Source organism: Staphylococcus sp. LKG4-2 (assembly GCF_050955665.1).
GTDB lineage: Bacteria > Bacillota > Bacilli > Staphylococcales > Staphylococcaceae > Staphylococcus > Staphylococcus saprophyticus.
Window position 1 is genome coordinate 1,381,444 of sequence record NZ_CP194532.1, and the last position, 19,140, is coordinate 1,400,583.

Below are 19,140 nucleotides of genomic sequence, written 5' to 3' on the forward strand. Positions count from 1 at the left end.
TAAGATTAACAGGCTGAGACATCATTGATGTTTCAGCCTGTTGTTGTTTTAGTTTCAATGATATACGTGTGAGGTAATATATTATTATGAAGAAAATATGTATTTATGATAGAAATTCAACGTAGTAAACGGGCGCTAAGCGTATTGAATTTCGTCTAAAAATGAAACATATATTTCCTATTTAAATTTGGTGTTATATGATAGTATTTACGAAGGGGAGGTATGAGAATAAAATGGCAGACAAGAAATTCCCAAAAGATGCAATGCGAGTTTTAAAAGAGACAAGCCGAACTTTTTATATACCGATTACTTTTTTAGAAAAAGAATTAAAGCATACGGTAGCTTCTGCGTATCTCGTATTACGAGCAATAGATGAAATTGAAGACCATGAAGCATTAAGTAACGATATGAAATACAATACGCTCATGCAAATAAGTGAATTATTTAAGGAAACATTCGACGAGGATAAATATTTACAAATTTTAGCGCCTGTTAAAAATGACATGCCTGAAGTTACAATACGATTAGGCGAATGGATAGATGCTTGTCCAGAACATACGAGAGCTGTTGTATTAGAGGCTTCAAGTGAGATGGCGTATGGTATGGCAAAATGGGCGAAAGCCAATTGGGATATCCATACTAAAGCGGATTTAGATGACTATACATATTATGTTGCAGGACTTGTTGGTGTGATGCTTTCACAACTTTGGGATCTTTGCGCTGGCGTTAAAACAGACCGAGATTTAGCTATAGGATATGGTCGAGGTTTACAAGCTGTAAATATTCTGAGAAATCAACATGAAGATTATGAAGAACGAGGCGTAAGTTTTGTTCCAGATGATTGGGACAGAGATGACTTGTTCGAATATGCTGAAGATAATTTAGCTAAAGCTGATGCTTATATGAAAGACATTAATAAAAAGACAATATTATTATTTTGTCGCTTACCATTGGCACTTGCACATAAATCGCTTAAAGCGATGCAAAATGGACGTGAAAAAATATCACGTTCTGAAGTAGAAGAAACAGTTGAAGAAATACAAAAAGATTAATGATGCATTAAAAATGTCTCAGTTAGAATTAATAAAGAAACAGCAATCAAATTTATATTTGATTGCTGTTTCTTTATTTTAGTGAGTATATACAAACTATTGCTAATTATAACTTTCATTTCAGAACAAAAAATAAATTTAAATTTAAGATTATATTAATATTATCTGTTTTTGTTAATTTTGTTATTTAATAAATAAATCATGTTATAATGGGTGATAGGAGGTGCTTAAGTGTTTCTATTGTTTTTAATTTGCCCTATTTTATTTAGTTATTTATATCAGTTAAGTTTTGTAGAGAAGCTTGATTTGACTTACTTTAAATTACGTTCGCATTGCGATTATTGTTATCGACAACTTCGAATTTATGAAATGATCCCGATATTTAGCTTTTTATTTCAAAGAGGTAAAACGACATGTTGTAATAAACAACTCAATCGTTGTTATTTCGTTGGTGAAAGTCTTGCTTTATTACCAGTATTTTTTGTACTACAATATAACACTTTATTAAACATAGATTATTCCACTTTTTTACTCATTTATTTATTCTTACTTGTGCTTGCACTTTATGATATTGCTACCTTTTCAATCCCCTTACATATGCTGTTTATTTTTACATTTTGTATTTGTGTTATAGTACCGATACACTTCATTTCTTTTTTACTCGTAAGTAGTTTACTTCATTTAATATATTTCTTTTGTAATAAATCAATTGGATACGGAGACATTCTTGTCTTCTCTGTATTAGCATTAGCACTGCCGTTTTCTTTATTTAGATACCTTTTTTTATTTACTTTTATTATCGGTGGCGTATTTGCGTTATTTCATTTCATATTTTTTAGAAATACCAAACAGTGTGTACCACTGATTCCTTTTATCTTTTTTGCATTTAATCTCACAATCATATTCCAACAAAGTATAAGCTACGGAGTGAAGTTCTTATGAAAATAAATGATCTCGCAAATCATCAAAAACCCAGGGAGCGTATGTTAAATTATGGTGCCTCTCATCTATCACATGCTGAATTACTAGCAATTTTAATTAATACTGGTAGAAAAGGATATTCTAGTTTAGATATTGCGAATGAATTACTTAAATCTATTGTGAATTTAAAAGAATTAAAGCATCTATCAATTAATGATTTAAATAAAATCAAAGGTGTTGGACTATACAAAGCACTCACTTTAAAAGCTGCTTTTGAATTAGGTGAACGAATGCATTCTGGAAGTGTTGATGATAAAATTCAAATCAATAACCCTAAAGATGCAGCAGACTTTATGATGGGGAAAATGGAACATTTAACTCAAGAAAAATTTATAGCGTTATTTTTAAATTCTAAGAATATCATTATCAAGCAAAAAACAATTTTTATGGGGACATTGAATAGTGCTATTGTGCATCCTCGAGAAATCTACAGTGAAGCAGTTAAATGTGCAAGTAATGCAATTATTGTCCTTCATAACCATCCTTCAGGCGATACTACACCATCACTAGAGGATATTAAAACTACAGATAGATTACGAGAATGTGGAGATATATTAGGCATACAATTATTAGATCATGTCATTATTGGTGATCATACATATTTAAGTATGGTTGAAGAAGGTTACTTTGACATATAATAGAATGTCTAATTTCAATTTTTTGTTATAAAATAGATGAGGTATAATGAAATAGTTAACTAAGGAGGGAGAATGTTTGGGGATTTTATTTTTAATTGGGCTATTAATTCCATTTGTATATTTAATGCAACTGACAAAAAAGAAAGTAGCTATTAATTTGAAACGGACAATAAATACAATTGTCATCTCGATCATTAGTGTTTTAATAGTAACCATTTTATTTATTGTCTTTAATCATGCGAAAATTGAGATATGGCATACTGTTATCAGTGCAATCATTGTATCAATCGTATGGGCATTATTATTAAGCGCGTGTTATTATGTTTATCAAATACTTTCTAATAATGTAAAAAAATAAGTTGTTTCTCTTAAATATAGTAATAGTTGATGTATGACTGAATTAAGTATGATTAAATTTTAACCATGAATGCATTATAAAAATAATTTGATGTAGAAAGCTAAAATCAAAATTTCGATTAATCATTTCATGCTCCAATTCAAGAATGGATGACAATGTTACGGTTCATCTATAAACTAAAGCGCATGCAAAACCATCGCTAATTTTGAGTTAAAAACAGTTTTATAACGTAGAGATGTTTATCACTATGCATTAAAAAAGCCTGAGGCATCTATTCATGCCTCAGGCTCAGATTATTCACATGCATCTTACTCAAATGAATCTATTCACTGTTTTCCAATTTCATAAATATTAATTTAATTTATAAAGTTGAAATAGTAGTTAAAATGATCCATGATCCAAAGAATTCCTTGATATCCTAAGTAGATACATAATACAATGATTCCAATATATATTAAAACTCTTAATAAAGATAAACCTACTCTAAATAATAGTATAACCAAGAGGGCAAGCAGGATTATAGATAAAATATTCATTCTATGTTCACTCCCTTTGCTTTTAATTGTACTATGAATTGAATGACTATTCATCAGTCTATGGGGAACTTTTTAAATACTACTTCAGACTGATGATTTTTTATGGGTAAAATTTTATAATTTAACATGACTTAATAGGAGGATGGTTCATGCGTTTTATATTTAGCATCATTAAAAATATTGTAGCAATTATAGCAATCGTTATTATTGTATTCTTTGCGCTTAAATATGCACCTTTTTTAAAAGACCAACAATGGAATCCAGTTAGTAACGATGAACCATCTGTAAACCATACGCAAACGAAAAAAGATTTAGCTGGAGGTCAACGTTATACTGTTAAAGATAATGATATATTGAATAACGTGCCACTCAGCCAAACTAAAAATGTTTTTGATTGGATAGATAAAAAAGAATTCATGTCTGTATCTGGCATATACAGGATGGGATACAGTGATGATTATTTAGCTGGTCAGCGCGGAGATGAATTTATTATTTATAAATTTGGCTCAGATTCAATCAGAGTATATAGAACAGAAATAGAGATGGAGCAAGATTTAAACCAACTGGGTGAACATATAGAACTATTACCACCTTCAAGCTACGAGTAAGGCGTTTGAATTCTATGCTAAAATGCGTTAGCCTTATATAAGTAAAAACGTTAAAGGTTGGTGTCTAATTATGAGTGAAGAAAAATCTAATGATAAAAAAGTAGATGAGCAAGCTAAAGCACAAAATCTATTTGCACGTTGGAGAAAAGAAGAAACATTATATAAAGAAGATGAAAAAGAAGCCGAAAAGAACGCTAACACTGAAACTTCAGAAGAAGATAAATCATAATATTTAGTTCATAGGTAATTAAGTCTGAAACCAAAACGTTTCAGGCTTATTTTATTATAATGTAACGACTTTTATTTGTTTGAATTGTAGTTTCAGATTTGAACAATGGGTGGGTAACTATACTATGTTTTATATAGATAATACGTCTTAGCACTTTATTTATTTAATATGGATCATTTTAATACACTATTCACGTTGAAAATTGTTATAATACAATGTATCGTTCTCTTATATATTAATTAAAAGTAGTTTGTTAAAGTTTGTATTTGTAGAATACCTAAACAAAAAGAACTGATTTGAAAATTATTGAGGTTCATGCTTTATTTCAAACTATGAGTAATATAAAATGATAGAAGAACATAAAATAGTCGTGTAATAGAGGTGTTTAGGTTGTCAAAGTTTTTTAAAAACAACAAATTGATTGTTATTTTGTGTGCAATCATTGTGTTTATTGCCTTAATAGGCGTGTCTTTACGTTCGCAATCGCAATCACCGGTAGAACAATACGTAGGGGATTCTGTAGCGTTTGGACAAAAAGCGGTAAGTTATCCTGTGCAATTTGTGACTGGATCAATTAATAATCTATTTTCAAACGATGGTTCAAAAGAGCAATCGAAAAAATTGAAGCAATTAGAAGCTGAAAATGAAAGATTAGAAAGTGAAAATAAAAAGTATAAAAAAGAATTGGATATTGAAGATATATCTAAGTTTGAACCCATCTCTAGTACGGTTTTATCTAGGAATCCAGATCAGTGGATGAATACATTAATCATTAATCAAGGGTCTAAAGATGGCATTCAAAATAATATGGCTGTCATGACATCAGAAGGCTTAGTTGGTCGTATTTCTAAAGTTAATCAATTTTCATCTCAGGTTGATTTGATTTCAACCAATACACGTGCCAATCGATTATCAGTAAATATCCAACACGATAGTAAAAATGTCTTTGGTTTAATTGATCATTATGATTCGAAAAGTGAAGAATTAGTAATTACTGATATTAATAACAAAGATAGCATTAAAAAAGGAGATAAAGTTGTTACGAGTGGTTTAGCGGATCAACTACCTAGCAGTATTTACATAGGAGAAGTATCTAAAGTTGAAAATGATGAGTATGGGCTATCGAAAGAGGTTCGAGTTAAAACGGCAGCTAATTTATCAGACTTAAACCATGTTTATGTAGCTAAAAGAGATCCTAAGACGATACCTGACGATGGAAGTGGGGATAATTAATGCGAGCTTTATACTACTTTCTAATCGGTATAGTTTTATTCTATATTGACACAGTTATTGGGTTAGTCATTCCAATGCAAATAGGGGATAAGGACATTGTTTTTGTACCTCATTTGACGCTTATGTATTTACTATTAATTTGTGTTTACAGAAGCTTTGGTGTTGCTATGATTTTAGCTGCTGTATTTGGAATAGTAACGGACCTTTATTTCGGTAGTTTTTACGGATTATATTTATTTGGCTTCATTTTATTTGTTGTCATCATGGACTTTTTCTTTAAAACGTTTTATAGAGATAACACGATGCTATTTATTACGGTTTGGTTAAGTACGATATTCTTAGAAATATACGTTGCAATCATTTATAGTATATTAGGTTTAATTGCATTTAATTTTATAGACTTTATTGTTTTCAGACTAATACCAACACTAATATTAAATTTCATTTTATTAGTGATACTATATCCAATTATTACTAAATTCTTCAGAAAAGTACAAATGAAGATTGACAGTAAGTAATCGTAATGCTAAAATGCAGTAGTTGAGTAGTTTTTAGCTACATACAACCGCTCGGATTCAGGTTAAAGTACATGTATGTCACCTGAGTTTGGCGTGACTTAAATTATTAGGAGGTGCAAAGTATGTTTGCTATTATTGAAACAGGTGGAAAACAAGTTAAAGTTGAAGAAGGACAAGAAATCTTCGTTGAGAAATTAGATGTTAACGAAGGTGATTCATTTACTTTTGACAAAGTATTATTTGTAGGTGGAGATGCAGTTAAAGTTGGTGCGCCAACTGTTGAAGGTGCTTCAGTTACTGCTACAGTACAAAAACAAGGTCGCGGTAAAAAAATCACTGTATTCACATACAAACGTCGTAAAGACTCAAAACGTAAAAAAGGTCATCGTCAACCTTACACTAAATTAACAATCGACAAAATCAACGCGTAATTATGATTACTGTTGATGTTACATTGAACGATGCCGGTCAAGTAACTGATGTTATCATGGATGGTCATGCAGAACATGGCGAATATGGACATGATATAGTTTGTGCAGGTGCATCCGCAGTTCTCTTCGGAAGTGTTAATGCTATAATGGGATTAACAAGTGAGAAGCCCGACATTGATTACAATGATGACGGTGGATATTTCCACGTTAGAAGTGTAGACACTACAAATGAACAAGCGCAATTAATTCTTCAAGCAATGCTCGTATCATTGCAAACAATTGAAGAGGAATATAAAGAAAATATTAGACTAAATTATAAGTGAGGTGCAAGAATATGTTAAAATTAAACTTACAATTTTTCTCATCTAAAAAAGGACTTGGTTCTACAAAAAACGGTCGTGACTCAGAATCAAAACGTTTAGGAGCTAAACGTGCTGATGGTCAATACGTTACAGGTGGTTCTATTTTATTCCGCCAACGTGGTACTAAAATTTATCCTGGTGAAAATGTAGGTCGTGGTGGCGACGATACATTATTCGCTAAAATCGACGGCGTTGTTAAATTTGAACGCAAAGGTCGCGACAAAAAACAAGTTTCTGTATACGCAGCAGCTGAGTAATTTTTGTCATCGTTAACACCAGAAGTGATCACTTCTGGTGTTTATTTTTTGTCTTTATTTTCTAGTTAATGAGATAATGATATAATAAAAAAGATATAGAAGTTTAAAATTTGAAAAAAAGAGGTGAAATCATGTTTGTTGATCAAGTTAAAATATCGCTTAAAGCAGGCGATGGTGGTAATGGTATTACAGCTTATCGCAGAGAAAAATATGTACCATTTGGTGGGCCAGCCGGTGGTGACGGTGGAGATGGCGCGTCTATTATATTTGAAGTTGATGAAGGCTTACGAACTTTATTGGATTTTAGATACCAAACACATTTCAAAGCTAAAAGAGGTGACGGTGGTCAAAGCAGCAATATGCACGGTAAAAACGCTGAACCCCTTGTCTTGAAGGTACCACCAGGCACTATTATTAAAAGTGCAGATTCTGAAGAAGTATTAGCAGATTTAGTTGAAAATGGCCAACGTGCCGTTGTAGCTAAGGGGGGACGTGGAGGACGCGGAAACTCTCGATTTGCGTCACCAAGAAACCCTGCGCCTGATTTTAGTGAAAACGGAGAACCTGGCGAGGAAATTGAAGTAACCTTAGAGTTGAAATTACTTGCGGATGTTGGACTTGTAGGTTTTCCGAGTGTCGGTAAATCAACATTGTTATCTATCGTTTCTAAAGCTAAACCTAAAATTGGAGCATACCACTTTACTACAATTAAACCAAATTTAGGTGTAGTATCTACTAAAGATCAAAGAAGCTTTGTTATGGCTGACTTACCAGGTCTGATTGAAGGTGCTTCCGAAGGTGTTGGATTAGGGCATCAATTTTTAAAACATGTTGAACGTACTAAAGTAATCGTACATATGATAGATATGAGTGGTTCTGAAGGACGAGATCCCTATGAAGATTATAAAGTAATTAACGAAGAATTAAGCGCATATGAACATCGTTTAGAAGAAAGACCACAAATAGTGGTAGCAAATAAGATGGATATGCCGAATGCAGAAGATAATTTAGCTTTATTCAAAGAAGAAATAAACGACGATTCAGTACACATTATACCGCTTTCTACATTTAAGCATGACCACATAGATGAATTACTTTATGCGATTGCTGATAAATTAGAAGCAGTTAAAGACATTGACTTCAGTAAAGATGAGGAAGAAGATTTAGGTGTGAATAGAGTTGTTTATAAACATACGCCTAGTCAAGATAAATTCACTATTACTAGAGATGATGATGCTGCATACGTTGTTAGTGGTAAGGCAATTGAAAGAATGTTCAAGATGACTGATTTCAATAGTGATCCAGCAGTACGTCGTTTCGCACGTCAAATGCGCTCAATGGGTATTGATGATGCTTTAAGAGCACGTGGTTGTAGAAATGGTGATATCGTGAGAATTTTAGGTGGAGAATTTGAATTTGTTGAATAGGAGTGCATAATATGGACAAAAAAGATTACAAAAAGTTTTACTTAATTCGTGAGGATGTATTACCTGAATCTGTTGTGAAAACTTTAAAGATAAAAGAAGTCTTAAAAAATGATCCATCACTGTCCATATTTGAAGCTGTTAAGCAATTTGATTTATCAAGAAGTGCATTCTATAAATACAGAGATACGATATTTCCAATTGATGAAAAAATCGAATCAACAAGAGAGTTTACGTTGATATTATACGTAAATGATATTGTAGGCATGTTAGCAGAAGTACTGAATACATTATCGAATTTAGATTTATCTATCTTGACAATTCATCAAAGTATACCGATGGAAGGTAGAGCAACCATCACACTTTCATTGGATGCTACAAGTACCGATTTAGAGATTGATGATGTAATGGAAGCATTAAGAATCGTTGATCATGTTTCTAAAGTGGAATTAATTAGTATGACTATATAAGGAAGTGTATTCATGTACGCATATATTAAAGGCACATTAACTGAATTAAACCCTACACACGTAGTTGTTGAGGCTTCAGGTGTTGGTTATGAAATACAAACGCCAAATTCTTATCGTTTTCAGAAATACATGGACCATGAAGTGGTTGTACATACATCACTTATCGTGCGAGAAGATGCACAATTGCTTTACGGTTTTATAAATCAAGAAGAAAAAGATGTGTTTTTAAGCCTAATTAAGGTAACTGGCATCGGACCTAAATCAGCATTGGCTATACTCGCAAGTAGTTCACCAAACGATGTCAAAATAGCAATTGAAAATGAAAATGATGCTTACTTAACAAAATTTCCTGGCATAGGCAAAAAAACAGCGAGACAAATTGTATTGGATCTTAAAGGCAAGGTCCAAATTAATGATGTAGACAGTGGCCAAATTTTAAATATGGATACTCAGGACCACGCTAATGCACCGATTATTAAAGAAGCTTTGCTTGCTCTAGAAGCTTTAGGGTACTCTAAACGAGAATTAACAAAAGTTGAAAAATCATTGAGTAAAGAAACATTTGACTCAGTAGACGATGCGGTTAAACGAGGCTTACAATTACTTATAGCATAAATATACAATTATATTTAAAAAGGGGGTAAAAAAATGGATGATAGAATGGTTGATCAATCTATGCATGATGAAGAATCTTCATTTGAGTTATCTTTAAGACCAACGAAACTACGCCAATATATTGGACAATCTACGATTAAGTCAAATTTAGAAGTGTTTATTAAAGCTGCCAAAATGCGACAAGAACCGTTAGATCATGTTTTATTATTTGGTCCCCCTGGTTTAGGTAAAACAACATTATCAAATATTATAGCCAATGAAATGGAAGTAAATATCAGAATCATTTCAGGCCCTTCTATAGAACGGCCGGGTGATTTGGCTGCAATTCTTTCAAGTTTACAACCTGGAGATGTGCTATTTATAGATGAAATTCATAGATTGAGTAGCGTTGTTGAAGAAGTATTGTATCCGGCGATGGAGGATTTCTTTTTAGATATTGTCATTGGTAAAGGTGAGGAAGCACGGAGTATTAGAATTGACTTACCGCCTTTCACGCTAATTGGTGCCACAACAAGAGCTGGTAGCTTAACTGCACCATTACGAGATAGATTTGGTGTACATTTAAGACTTGAGTATTACCAAGAGCTTGAATTAAAAGAAATCATCGTACGTACGGCAGAAGTTTTAGGTACCTCCATTGACGACGAAAGTGCAATTGAGTTAGCTAAACGTAGTCGTGGTACACCAAGAGTAGCAAATAGGTTGTTGAAACGCGTGCGTGATTTCCAACAAGTCAACGAAGATGAATTAATAAGTATTGCCACAACAAGAGCTTCATTACAATTACTTCAAGTTGATGATGAAGGTTTAGATTATATTGATCATAAAATGATGAATTGTATTTTAGAACAATATAAAGGTGGCCCTGTTGGCTTAGATACGATTGCAGTTTCGATTGGTGAAGAACGTGTAACTATCGAAGATGTTTACGAGCCATTTTTAATTCAAAAAGGATTTATAGAACGTACACCAAGAGGTAGAAAAGCGACACCTTATGCATTTGAACATTTTAGCAAGAAGAATAGAAAGAAGGAATAAGTTTGGATATTGAAGCATTTGATTATCACTTGCCTGAAGCATTAATTGCACAAACACCTCTGAAGAACAGAGATGAAAGTAGATTGCTAATTCTTGGCAGACAATCTGGTAATATTGAACATAAACATTTTAAAGATGTCACAGATTACCTTAATGAAGGGGATACACTTGTATTAAATGATACAAGGGTTATGCCAGCACGTTTATTTGGAATGAAAGAAGAAACAGGTGCTAAGGTAGAAATGTTAATGCTTACTCAAATCGAAGGCAATGATTGGGAAGTATTATTAAAACCAGCTAAAAGAATTAAGGTTGGTAACAAATTGACCTTTGGTGAAGGGAAAATCATAGCCGAATGCATTGAAGAACTGGATCAAGGTGGTCGTATCATGCGATTGCACTATGATGGTATCCTTCAAGAGCGTTTGGATGAGCTAGGTGAAATGCCATTGCCACCATATATTAAAGAACGGTTAGATGATCAAGAACGTTATCAAACTGTATATGCTAAAGCATCAGGATCGGCAGCAGCACCCACTGCAGGATTGCATTTCACAGATGAATTGTTAGAACGTATTAAAGCTCAAGGTGTAAATATAGCTTTTATTACATTACATGTAGGTCTAGGAACATTTAGACCAGTTAGTGTAGATAATATCGATGATCATGAAATGCATAGTGAATATTATCAAATGGATGAAGCTACAGCAAACCTTTTAAATAGTACAAGAGACAATGGTAATCGAATTATTTCTGTTGGTACGACTTCTACAAGAACTTTAGAAACAATTATGCAATCAAGTGATAGATTTGTCGCTAAAAGTGGATGGACAGATATTTTTATCTTCCCTGGATTTAATTTTAAAGCAATTGACGGATTAATTACCAATTTCCACTTACCAAAATCAACACTCGTTATGCTTGTGTCTGCTTTTAGTTCTAGAGATTATATCATTAATGCTTACAATCACGCTGTAGCTTCAGAATATAGATTTTTTAGTTTTGGAGATGCAATGTTAATTATTTAGGGAATGAAAGGGGATTTTATATGCCAACGCCAGCTGTTACATATGAGCATATTAAAACTTGTAAACAATCAGGTGCAAGACTAGGTATCGTTCATACACCTCATGGTTCGTTTGAAACACCAATGTTTATGCCTGTTGGAACGAAAGCAACCGTAAAAACAATGAGTCCAGAAGAATTACATCAAATGGAAACTAAGATTATACTAGGTAATACATATCATTTGTGGTTACAACCGGGAAATGATATTATCAGAAAGAGTGGGGGGTTACATCAGTTCATGAACTGGAATGGTCCAATACTGACAGATTCTGGTGGTTTCCAAGTATTTAGTTTAAGTAATTTAAGAAAGATTACTGAGGAAGGTGTAGAATTTCGCCATCATACAAATGGATCTAAACTATTTTTAAGTCCTGAAAAATCTATGCAGATTCAAAATGACTTAGGTTCAGATATCATGATGGCATTTGATGAATGTCCACCTATGCCAGCTGAATATAAATATGTGAAAGACTCGATTGAAAGAACAACAAGATGGGCAGAACGCTGTCTTAAAGCACATTCGAGACCAGAGGATCAAGCCTTGTTTGGTATCATACAAGGTGGAGAATATAAAGATCTTAGAAAGCAAAGCGCTGAGGAGTTAGTAGCTTTAGATTTTCCTGGATATGCGATTGGCGGATTGTCTGTAGGAGAACCTAAACCAGTGATGTACGATATGGTACACCATACGGAACAATTTATGCCCAAAGATAAACCACGTTATTTAATGGGCGTTGGCTCGCCTGACGCATTAATAGAATGTAGTATTAGAGGCATGGATATGTTTGACTGTGTATTACCAACACGTATAGCGCGTAATGGTACTTGTATGACTTCTCATGGTCGTGTAATCATTAAAAATGCCAAATACGCTGAAGATTTGGGACCACTTGATGATAATTGCGATTGCTATACTTGTAAAAATTATAGTAGGGCATACATAAGACATTTAATAAAAGCAGAAGAAACTTTTGGAATACGTCTTACTACTTATCATAATTTACATTTCTTGCTGAAATTAATGGAAAATATCCGACAAGCAATTCGTGAAGATCGCCTTCTAGATTTTAAAGAAGAATTCTTTGAACAGTATGGACTTAATGTTGAAAACCCAAAAAACTTTTAAAAGGGAGAAAAAATAATGCAATTTACTTCATTGATATTACCAATATTATTATTAGTATTAATGTGGTTCTTCTTAATTAGACCACAACAAAAAAAGGCTAAAGAGCATCGTGAAATGATTAGTCAAGTAAGCTCAGGTCAACGTGTTACAACAATCGGCGGTATCAAAGGTACGGTTCGTAGTGTTGACGAAACAACAGTTGTATTAACTTTAAATGGTAATGGTACTGAAATCACTTTAGAAAAACCAGCTATTAAACAAGTTGATCCTTCATAATAAATGTTAGAACTGATATGTTTATATCAGTTCTTTTTTTATATCTTTTAATCAAATTAATCTAATATATAATAAGATGATGTTGGTTATTAGGTTACCTTCAGCTAGTTATAATGACAAGTAAGACCTTTAACGCTATAGAGTGTTATAATTTAATGTAATACCATATATTTAACATTATACGAATGTTAGTCAAAACTGGGCTTTGCTATCGTTACAATGAAATATACAAGGTTAATTTAGTTGAGTTAGTTTTTACACTCGTTGTAATATGTTAAGATATATAAGGTTGTTGAGTAAAATTTTCTAGTTTCATTAAACTTGCATTAATATAATTTAATCGAGTATTCTTAAAACATAAGCTTACAATGAGGTGTTCAAGTGAAGAAAAGTAGTAGAATAGTTGCGTTCATATTACTTGTAGTTCTGTTGTTTGCAGGCATGGGACTTACATATAAGAACGTAGTTAAAGATGTCAATCTTGGATTAGACCTACAAGGTGGATTTGAAGTCTTGTATCAAGTTGATCCTTTACAAAAAGGCGATAAGATAGATGATAAAGCGGTAAAAGCGACAGCTAAGACGCTTGAAAACCGTGTCAATGTCTTAGGGGTTTCAGAGCCTAAAATACAAGTCGAAGATAATAATAGAATTCGTGTGCAGCTAGCAGGTGTGAAAAATCAATCTCAAGCCCGCGATATCTTATCTTCACAAGCGAATTTAACGATTCGTGATGCTGATGACAATGTCAAACTGACAGGTAAAGATATTCAACAAGGGTCAGCTAAACAAGAATTCAAGCAAAATACAAATCAACCAGCAGTTACTTTTAAATTAAAAGATAGCGATAAATTTAAAAAAGTAACTGAAGAAATTTCTAAAAAAGATGAAAATGTCATGGTTGTATGGTTAGATCATGAAAAAGGTGATACTTACCATAAAGAAATGGATAAAAAAGATCCTAAATACGTTTCTGCAGCGTCTGTAGACAAACCGATTAACTCAGATAGTGTGGAAATTTCTGGTGGTTTCAATGGTGAAGAAGGCGTAGAGAAAGCAAAACAAATCGCTGATTTATTAAATTCTGGTTCATTACCAGTAGACCTTAAAGAAATATACTCAAATTCTGTAGGTGCACAATTTGGTCAAGACGCTTTAGATAAAACTGTATTAGCGGCTGCAATTGGTATTGCTGTTATTTACCTATTTATGTTAGGTTTCTATCGTTTACCGGGATTAGTTGCAGTTATCGCTTTAACAACTTACATTTATTTAACATTAATAGCGTTTAACTTTATTTCTGGTGTATTAACATTGCCAGGATTAGCTGCGTTAGTACTTGGTGTAGGTATGGCAGTCGATGCTAATATTATAATGTATGAGCGGATCAAAGATGAATTGAAGATTGGGCGAACGCTTAAACAAGCCTATAAAAAAGCTAATAAGAGCTCTTTCTTAACTATTGTCGATGCACAGCTGACTACAGTCATTGCAGCAGCAGTGTTATTCTTCTTTGGTGAAAGTTCTGTTAAAGGTTTCGCAACGATGTTATTATTAGGTATCCTAATGATTTTCGTAACGGCAGTATTCTTATCAAGATGGTTATTATCGTTATTAATATCATCTAATTTCTTTAAGAAATCCAAATGGCTATTTGGTGTTAGTAAGAAAAATATCCATAACGCTAATGAAGAAAAAGAAATACATGACTTGAAAACACCATACGAGCGCATTGATTTTATGAAATTAGCAAAACCTTTATTAGGTTTAAGCGTGCTTATTATTGTTGTGGGTGCTATCATATTATTTATTTTCAGATTAAATTTAGGTATTGATTTTACAAGTGGTACTCGAGTTGATTTTGAATCTAATAATAAAGTCGACGAGAATAAAGTTACAAATACTTTAGAAAGTAAAGGCTTTAAACCGGATCAAGTTTCTCTTGGTGAAAATGATAAAAACGCAACAGTACAATTTAAGCATGACTTGTCTAAAGACGAAGTTTCTAAAATTCAAGATACGGTAGACCAATCATTTGGTAATAAACCGACTGTGAACACTGTATCACCAGTTATAGGACAAGAATTAGCTAAAAATGCAATGTTAGCACTCATTTACGCAGCGATTGGTATCATCATTTATATTACATTTAGATTCGAATGGCGAATGGGTCTGTCATCTGTACTTGCATTGCTACATGATGCCTTTATGATAGTTGCCGTCTTCAGTCTATTTAGAATAGAAATCGATATTACGTTTATCGCAGCAGTTCTTACAATAATTGGTTATTCTATCAATGATACGATTGTTACATTCGATAGGGTACGGGAAAACTTACACAAAGTAAAAGTGATTACTAAAAATGAACAAATTGATGACATTGTTAATAGATCTATACGTCAAACAATGACACGTTCTATTAATACTGTACTAACTGTACTTATTGTTGTAATTGCATTGTTGATTTTCGGTGCGCCAAGTATCTTTAACTTCTCATTAGCTTTATTAATTGGATTAATTTCAGGCGTATTCTCATCTGTATTTATTGCAGTACCGCTATGGGGTATTATGAAGAAACGACAGCTTAAGAAATCAGACAATAACAAAATCATTGTTCATAAAGAGAAAAAATCAAATGATGAAAAGATTTTAGTATAAACAATCAGTCATTGAAATTATAGTGAAACGGCTTTCTGCATAAATTGTAGAAGGTCGTTTTTCTTTATCAAAGTAGTAACTATATCTTTGTTCAGGCACTTGATTTTTATTTTTAAATGGAACCACTTTTTATTTTTGGATTTCTTTTGTATAATGACTTGTGGAAATGAGGGAGAATAGTATGATTAAATCAAAATATACTTGGGACGTTAAATCACCAGAAAATGAAATTACAGAGGATGTTTCATTAGATTTAAAACTAACTCCTATTGTAAAAAAAATATTAGAGAGTAAAGAAATTACCGATAAAGCAGCGATAGATCAATTATTAAAAAATAAACAAGTTATGCATGATGCTTGGTTGATGAGCGATATGGAAAAAGCCATAGAACGTATTAATTTAGCCATCGATCAAAATCAAAAAATATTAGTTTATGGTGACTACGATGCAGATGGTGTAACATCAACAACAATATTAGTAGAAACATTAAAAGCATTAGGCGCACATGTTGCTTGGTATATACCCAATCGATTTTCAGAAGGCTACGGTCCCAATGAAATGGCTTTTAAAAATGCACATGAGGAAGGTATTTCCTTAATAATAACAGTAGATAATGGTATACAAGGTCATGATGAAATACAGATGATTCAAGATTTAGGTGTCGATGTTATTGTTACAGATCATCATGAAATTGGTAGAACAATGCCTAGTGCGTTTGCTATTGTCCATCCAATGCATCCTGAGTTTGACTATCCCTTTAAATATTTATGTGGTGCTGGTGTTGCATATAAATTAGCGCAAAATTTATTAGATGAACCGCCAGCTTATTTTCTTGGATTAGTTGCTATTGGAACGGTTGCCGATTTGGTATCATTAACTGATGAAAACAGAGCTTTAGTCCAAAAAGGTTTAGAAATACTAAACGATCATTGTCCAGCATCAATTAAGGCAATACTTAAACAAGCGGGTTATAATGATGTAATTACGGAAGAAACGATCGGATTTATTATTGGCCCAAGATTGAATGCGGTAGGTAGACTCGAAGATGCAGCATTAGCTGCTGAGTTATTGATGACTGATAATGATGAAGAAGCAGAATTTTTAGCAGAACAAGTTGAATTCTTTAATCAAGAACGAAAAGATATCGTTGCCCAAATTACAGAAGAAGCATTAGCTGCTGCTGAGGATCAAGTCAAACAAGGGACAAAGTTTTTACTTTTAGCACAGGCAGATTGGCATGAAGGTGTACTTGGCATTGTTGCATCTAAGATAGTAGAAACATATAGCTTACCAACATTGATTTTAAATATTGATGAAGCACAAGATCATGCGAAAGGTTCTGCACGCAGTATAGAACAAGTCTCAATGTTTGAAATTTTAAATGCACATTCAGATTTAATTTCAAAATTTGGTGGGCATCATATGGCTGCTGGAATCACAATGCCAATTGAAAATATCGAAAGTTTAAGACAAGGCTTAAATGATTGGATGGCACAATTAGCATCAACAACATCACTAGAACCGCGTAAAAAAGTGGATGTTAAAGTAGCAGAAACAGATATAACAATCAAGAATATTCAAGATATTCAAAGACTTAGACCATTTGGTACTGACTTTTCAAGCCCATGTTTTGAATTAGAAGGCGTCATAGTCAATCAAGCTAAAGCCATTGGCCAAGATAAAAAACATTTGAAAATGGTATTAGGTGATAGCCAATTGCAAGCTATTTTTTGGCAGAATGGTCATCTTGTGAAAGAACTAGGAGAACAGCAACCTATAAATGTAATAGGTACACTTCAAATAAATGAATGGAACGGATTTCAATCTCCACAATTTATGATTCAAGATTTAGCAAGTAATAATTTACAAATTTTAGATTATAGAAGCAAAAGTAAAGTGAGTGGATTTGAACAAGACTCAAGTAACGTTGCATATCTCATTCATAACAAGAGTGAAAAATTAGATGATAATTATTACTACTATGGTGATACAATTGACCAATCATATGATAAATATGTATTTAGAGATTTACCACCTTCAATTCAAGCTATAAAAACAACACTTAAAACAGTTGATGTTTCTCAAATATACTTGGTGCTTAATCACGAACGCTCAATTTATTTTGAAGGTATGCCCAAAATGGAAACATTCAAAAAATGCTTTAAAGCATTGGCAACTAAAAAAGAAACAGATTTAGCTAAAGAAGGCATGCAATTATGCCAATTTTTAAATATACAACCAAGTATGCTTAAATTCATTCTAAAAGTTTTTCTTGATTTAGAGTTTATAAAAGATGAAAATGGTATAATTAAAATGAATAGTGTTTCAACAAAGAGAGAAATAGAATCTAGTAAATACTATCAAGGCAGACTAGATAGAATAGAAGTTGAAAAAGTGCTTCTCTATGATGATTTCGCTAATTTAAAAAAATGGATTAAAACTGAACTGGTAGATAAATAGGAGGAAGTTTGAATGGATTTAAAACAATATGTATCTGAAGTTGAAGATTGGCCAAAACCGGGTGTGAATTTTAAAGACATAACGACAATTATGGATAATGGAGAAGCGTATGGTTACGCTACTGATCAAATTGTTGAATATGCGAAACTTAGAGACGTAGATATTATTGTTGGACCTGAAGCGCGTGGTTTCATCATTGGATGTCCAGTGGCATATTCAATGGGCATTGGTTTTGCACCAGTGCGTAAAGAAGGCAAACTTCCACGCGAAGTTATCCGTTATGAATATGATTTAGAATATGGCACGAATGTGTTAACAATGCACAAAGATGCTATAAAACCAGGACAACGTGTATTAATCACGGATGATTTACTTGCTACAGGTGGAACAATTGAAGCTGCTATTAAACTTGTTGAAAAATTAGGTGGCATTGTTGTTGGCATCGCATTCATAATAGAATTAAAATACTTAAACGGTATTGAAAAAATTAAAGACTATGATGTAATGAGTTTAATTTCATATGAAGATTAAATTAATCTAGTAAAAGAAGTCAGATATGCACATTTTAAGGCATGTGCTATCTGGCTTTTTTATTTATTCAAATATAGACTGTTCTAAATGATACTTTGAAATGAAAATTAGAATAATTTTAAACTGGATTTTATTATTCGTATGGCCTACGCATTTATTTATTTAATAACATGTAGTATTATATAACTATTATACAAAATTTGGCCTAATAACGTAAAAAAACGTTATAATCGAAAATAATACAATGAATAGAAGCTATTGAAGCTAACG

22 protein-coding genes and 1 other annotated feature are annotated in these 19,140 nt (G+C 32.6%); of the genes, 21 read left to right on the plus strand and 1 reads right to left on the minus strand.

Going from position 1 to position 19,140, the window contains the following annotated elements:
* The first annotated feature begins 233 nt into the window (after positions 1-233).
* From ACM6UH_RS06820 to ACM6UH_RS06835, 4 genes are all read left to right on the plus strand, one after another.
* Positions 234-1,052, plus strand: coding sequence for a squalene/phytoene synthase family protein (locus ACM6UH_RS06820; RefSeq protein ID WP_041784797.1), 819 nt, complete (start codon positions 234-236; stop codon positions 1,050-1,052).
* Positions 1,053-1,283: 231 nt separating this feature from the next.
* A complete protein-coding gene (locus ACM6UH_RS06825; protein ID WP_011302937.1) occupies positions 1,284-1,994 on the plus strand; it encodes a prepilin peptidase in 711 nt (236 codons plus the stop codon).
* Positions 1,991-2,671 carry a RadC family protein gene (radC, locus tag ACM6UH_RS06830; protein WP_011302938.1) on the plus strand — a complete coding sequence of 227 codons (681 nt, stop codon included), beginning with the start codon at positions 1,991-1,993 and terminating at the stop codon, positions 2,669-2,671. Before ACM6UH_RS06825 ends, radC begins: the two co-directional genes overlap by 4 nt.
* A gap of 76 nt (positions 2,672-2,747) precedes the next feature.
* Positions 2,748-3,029, plus strand: a complete 282-nt coding sequence (locus ACM6UH_RS06835) for a hypothetical protein (protein WP_047503983.1) — start codon at positions 2,748-2,750, stop codon at positions 3,027-3,029.
* 356 nt (positions 3,030-3,385) lie between these two features.
* Here the strand turns inward: ACM6UH_RS06835 and ACM6UH_RS06840 are convergent, their stop codons facing one another.
* The gene (locus ACM6UH_RS06840) at positions 3,386-3,565 is read right to left on the minus strand and encodes a hypothetical protein (protein WP_011302940.1); all 180 of its coding nucleotides are present in this window, start codon (positions 3,563-3,565) and stop codon (positions 3,386-3,388) included.
* 149 nt (positions 3,566-3,714) lie between these two features.
* Here ACM6UH_RS06840 and ACM6UH_RS06845 point away from each other — a divergent pair, with 149 nt between their 5' ends.
* From ACM6UH_RS06845 to ACM6UH_RS06925, 17 genes are all read left to right on the plus strand, one after another.
* Positions 3,715-4,173 carry a DUF4930 family protein gene (locus ACM6UH_RS06845; protein WP_011302941.1) on the plus strand — a complete coding sequence of 153 codons (459 nt, stop codon included), beginning with the start codon at positions 3,715-3,717 and terminating at the stop codon, positions 4,171-4,173.
* Between the two features lie 70 nt (positions 4,174-4,243).
* Positions 4,244-4,402, plus strand: a complete 159-nt coding sequence (locus ACM6UH_RS06850; RefSeq protein ID WP_002483086.1) for a hypothetical protein — start codon at positions 4,244-4,246, stop codon at positions 4,400-4,402.
* Positions 4,403-4,792: 390 nt separating this feature from the next.
* Complete coding sequence (gene mreC / locus ACM6UH_RS06855; protein ID WP_011302942.1) at positions 4,793-5,635, plus strand: rod shape-determining protein MreC; 843 nt, start codon at positions 4,793-4,795, stop codon at positions 5,633-5,635.
* Positions 5,635-6,153 carry a rod shape-determining protein MreD gene (gene mreD / locus ACM6UH_RS06860; protein ID WP_011302943.1) on the plus strand — a complete coding sequence of 173 codons (519 nt, stop codon included), beginning with the start codon at positions 5,635-5,637 and terminating at the stop codon, positions 6,151-6,153. The genes mreC and mreD overlap by 1 nt, the downstream gene beginning before the upstream one ends.
* A 35-nt stretch (positions 6,154-6,188) precedes the next feature.
* Positions 6,189-6,262, plus strand: a sequence feature (ribosomal protein L21 leader region).
* Positions 6,263-6,275: 13 nt separating this feature from the next.
* Positions 6,276-6,584: a 50S ribosomal protein L21 gene (rplU, locus tag ACM6UH_RS06865; RefSeq protein WP_011302944.1), complete on the plus strand. Its 309-nt coding sequence runs from the start codon at positions 6,276-6,278 to the stop codon at positions 6,582-6,584.
* Between the two features lie 2 nt (positions 6,585-6,586).
* Positions 6,587-6,907, plus strand: coding sequence for a ribosomal-processing cysteine protease Prp (locus ACM6UH_RS06870; protein WP_011302945.1), 321 nt, complete (start codon positions 6,587-6,589; stop codon positions 6,905-6,907).
* A gap of 11 nt (positions 6,908-6,918) precedes the next feature.
* Positions 6,919-7,203: a 50S ribosomal protein L27 gene (rpmA, locus tag ACM6UH_RS06875; RefSeq protein WP_002483091.1), complete on the plus strand. Its 285-nt coding sequence runs from the start codon at positions 6,919-6,921 to the stop codon at positions 7,201-7,203.
* 131 nt (positions 7,204-7,334) lie between these two features.
* Entirely contained in the window at positions 7,335-8,630 is a 1,296-nt protein-coding gene (obgE, locus tag ACM6UH_RS06880; protein ID WP_047503980.1) for a GTPase ObgE, read from the plus strand.
* A gap of 11 nt (positions 8,631-8,641) precedes the next feature.
* Complete coding sequence (locus ACM6UH_RS06885; RefSeq protein ID WP_011302947.1) at positions 8,642-9,097, plus strand: ACT domain-containing protein; 456 nt, start codon at positions 8,642-8,644, stop codon at positions 9,095-9,097.
* 12 nt (positions 9,098-9,109) lie between these two features.
* Positions 9,110-9,712: a Holliday junction branch migration protein RuvA gene (gene ruvA / locus ACM6UH_RS06890; protein WP_433911945.1), complete on the plus strand. Its 603-nt coding sequence runs from the start codon at positions 9,110-9,112 to the stop codon at positions 9,710-9,712.
* A gap of 33 nt (positions 9,713-9,745) precedes the next feature.
* Positions 9,746-10,750, plus strand: a complete 1,005-nt coding sequence (gene ruvB, locus ACM6UH_RS06895) for a Holliday junction branch migration DNA helicase RuvB (protein ID WP_047503974.1) — start codon at positions 9,746-9,748, stop codon at positions 10,748-10,750.
* Between the two features lie 2 nt (positions 10,751-10,752).
* The gene (queA, locus tag ACM6UH_RS06900) at positions 10,753-11,778 is read left to right on the plus strand and encodes a tRNA preQ1(34) S-adenosylmethionine ribosyltransferase-isomerase QueA (RefSeq protein WP_047503971.1); all 1,026 of its coding nucleotides are present in this window, start codon (positions 10,753-10,755) and stop codon (positions 11,776-11,778) included.
* Between the two features lie 20 nt (positions 11,779-11,798).
* Positions 11,799-12,944 (plus strand): tRNA guanosine(34) transglycosylase Tgt, encoded by a 1,146-nt coding sequence (tgt, locus tag ACM6UH_RS06905; RefSeq protein ID WP_011302950.1) that lies wholly within the window; start codon positions 11,799-11,801, stop codon positions 12,942-12,944.
* A 15-nt stretch (positions 12,945-12,959) separates the two neighbouring features.
* Positions 12,960-13,220 (plus strand): preprotein translocase subunit YajC, encoded by a 261-nt coding sequence (yajC, locus tag ACM6UH_RS06910; protein WP_011302951.1) that lies wholly within the window; start codon positions 12,960-12,962, stop codon positions 13,218-13,220.
* Positions 13,221-13,601: 381 nt separating this feature from the next.
* Entirely contained in the window at positions 13,602-15,878 is a 2,277-nt protein-coding gene (gene secDF / locus ACM6UH_RS06915; RefSeq protein ID WP_047503968.1) for a protein translocase subunit SecDF, read from the plus strand.
* Positions 15,879-16,059: 181 nt separating this feature from the next.
* Positions 16,060-18,339 (plus strand): single-stranded-DNA-specific exonuclease RecJ, encoded by a 2,280-nt coding sequence (recJ, locus tag ACM6UH_RS06920; RefSeq protein WP_048787235.1) that lies wholly within the window; start codon positions 16,060-16,062, stop codon positions 18,337-18,339.
* Between the two features lie 12 nt (positions 18,340-18,351).
* On the plus strand, positions 18,352-18,870 hold the full coding sequence (locus ACM6UH_RS06925) for an adenine phosphoribosyltransferase (protein ID WP_002483102.1): 519 nt from the start codon (positions 18,352-18,354) through the stop codon (positions 18,868-18,870).
* The last annotated feature ends 270 nt before the right edge of the window (positions 18,871-19,140 follow it).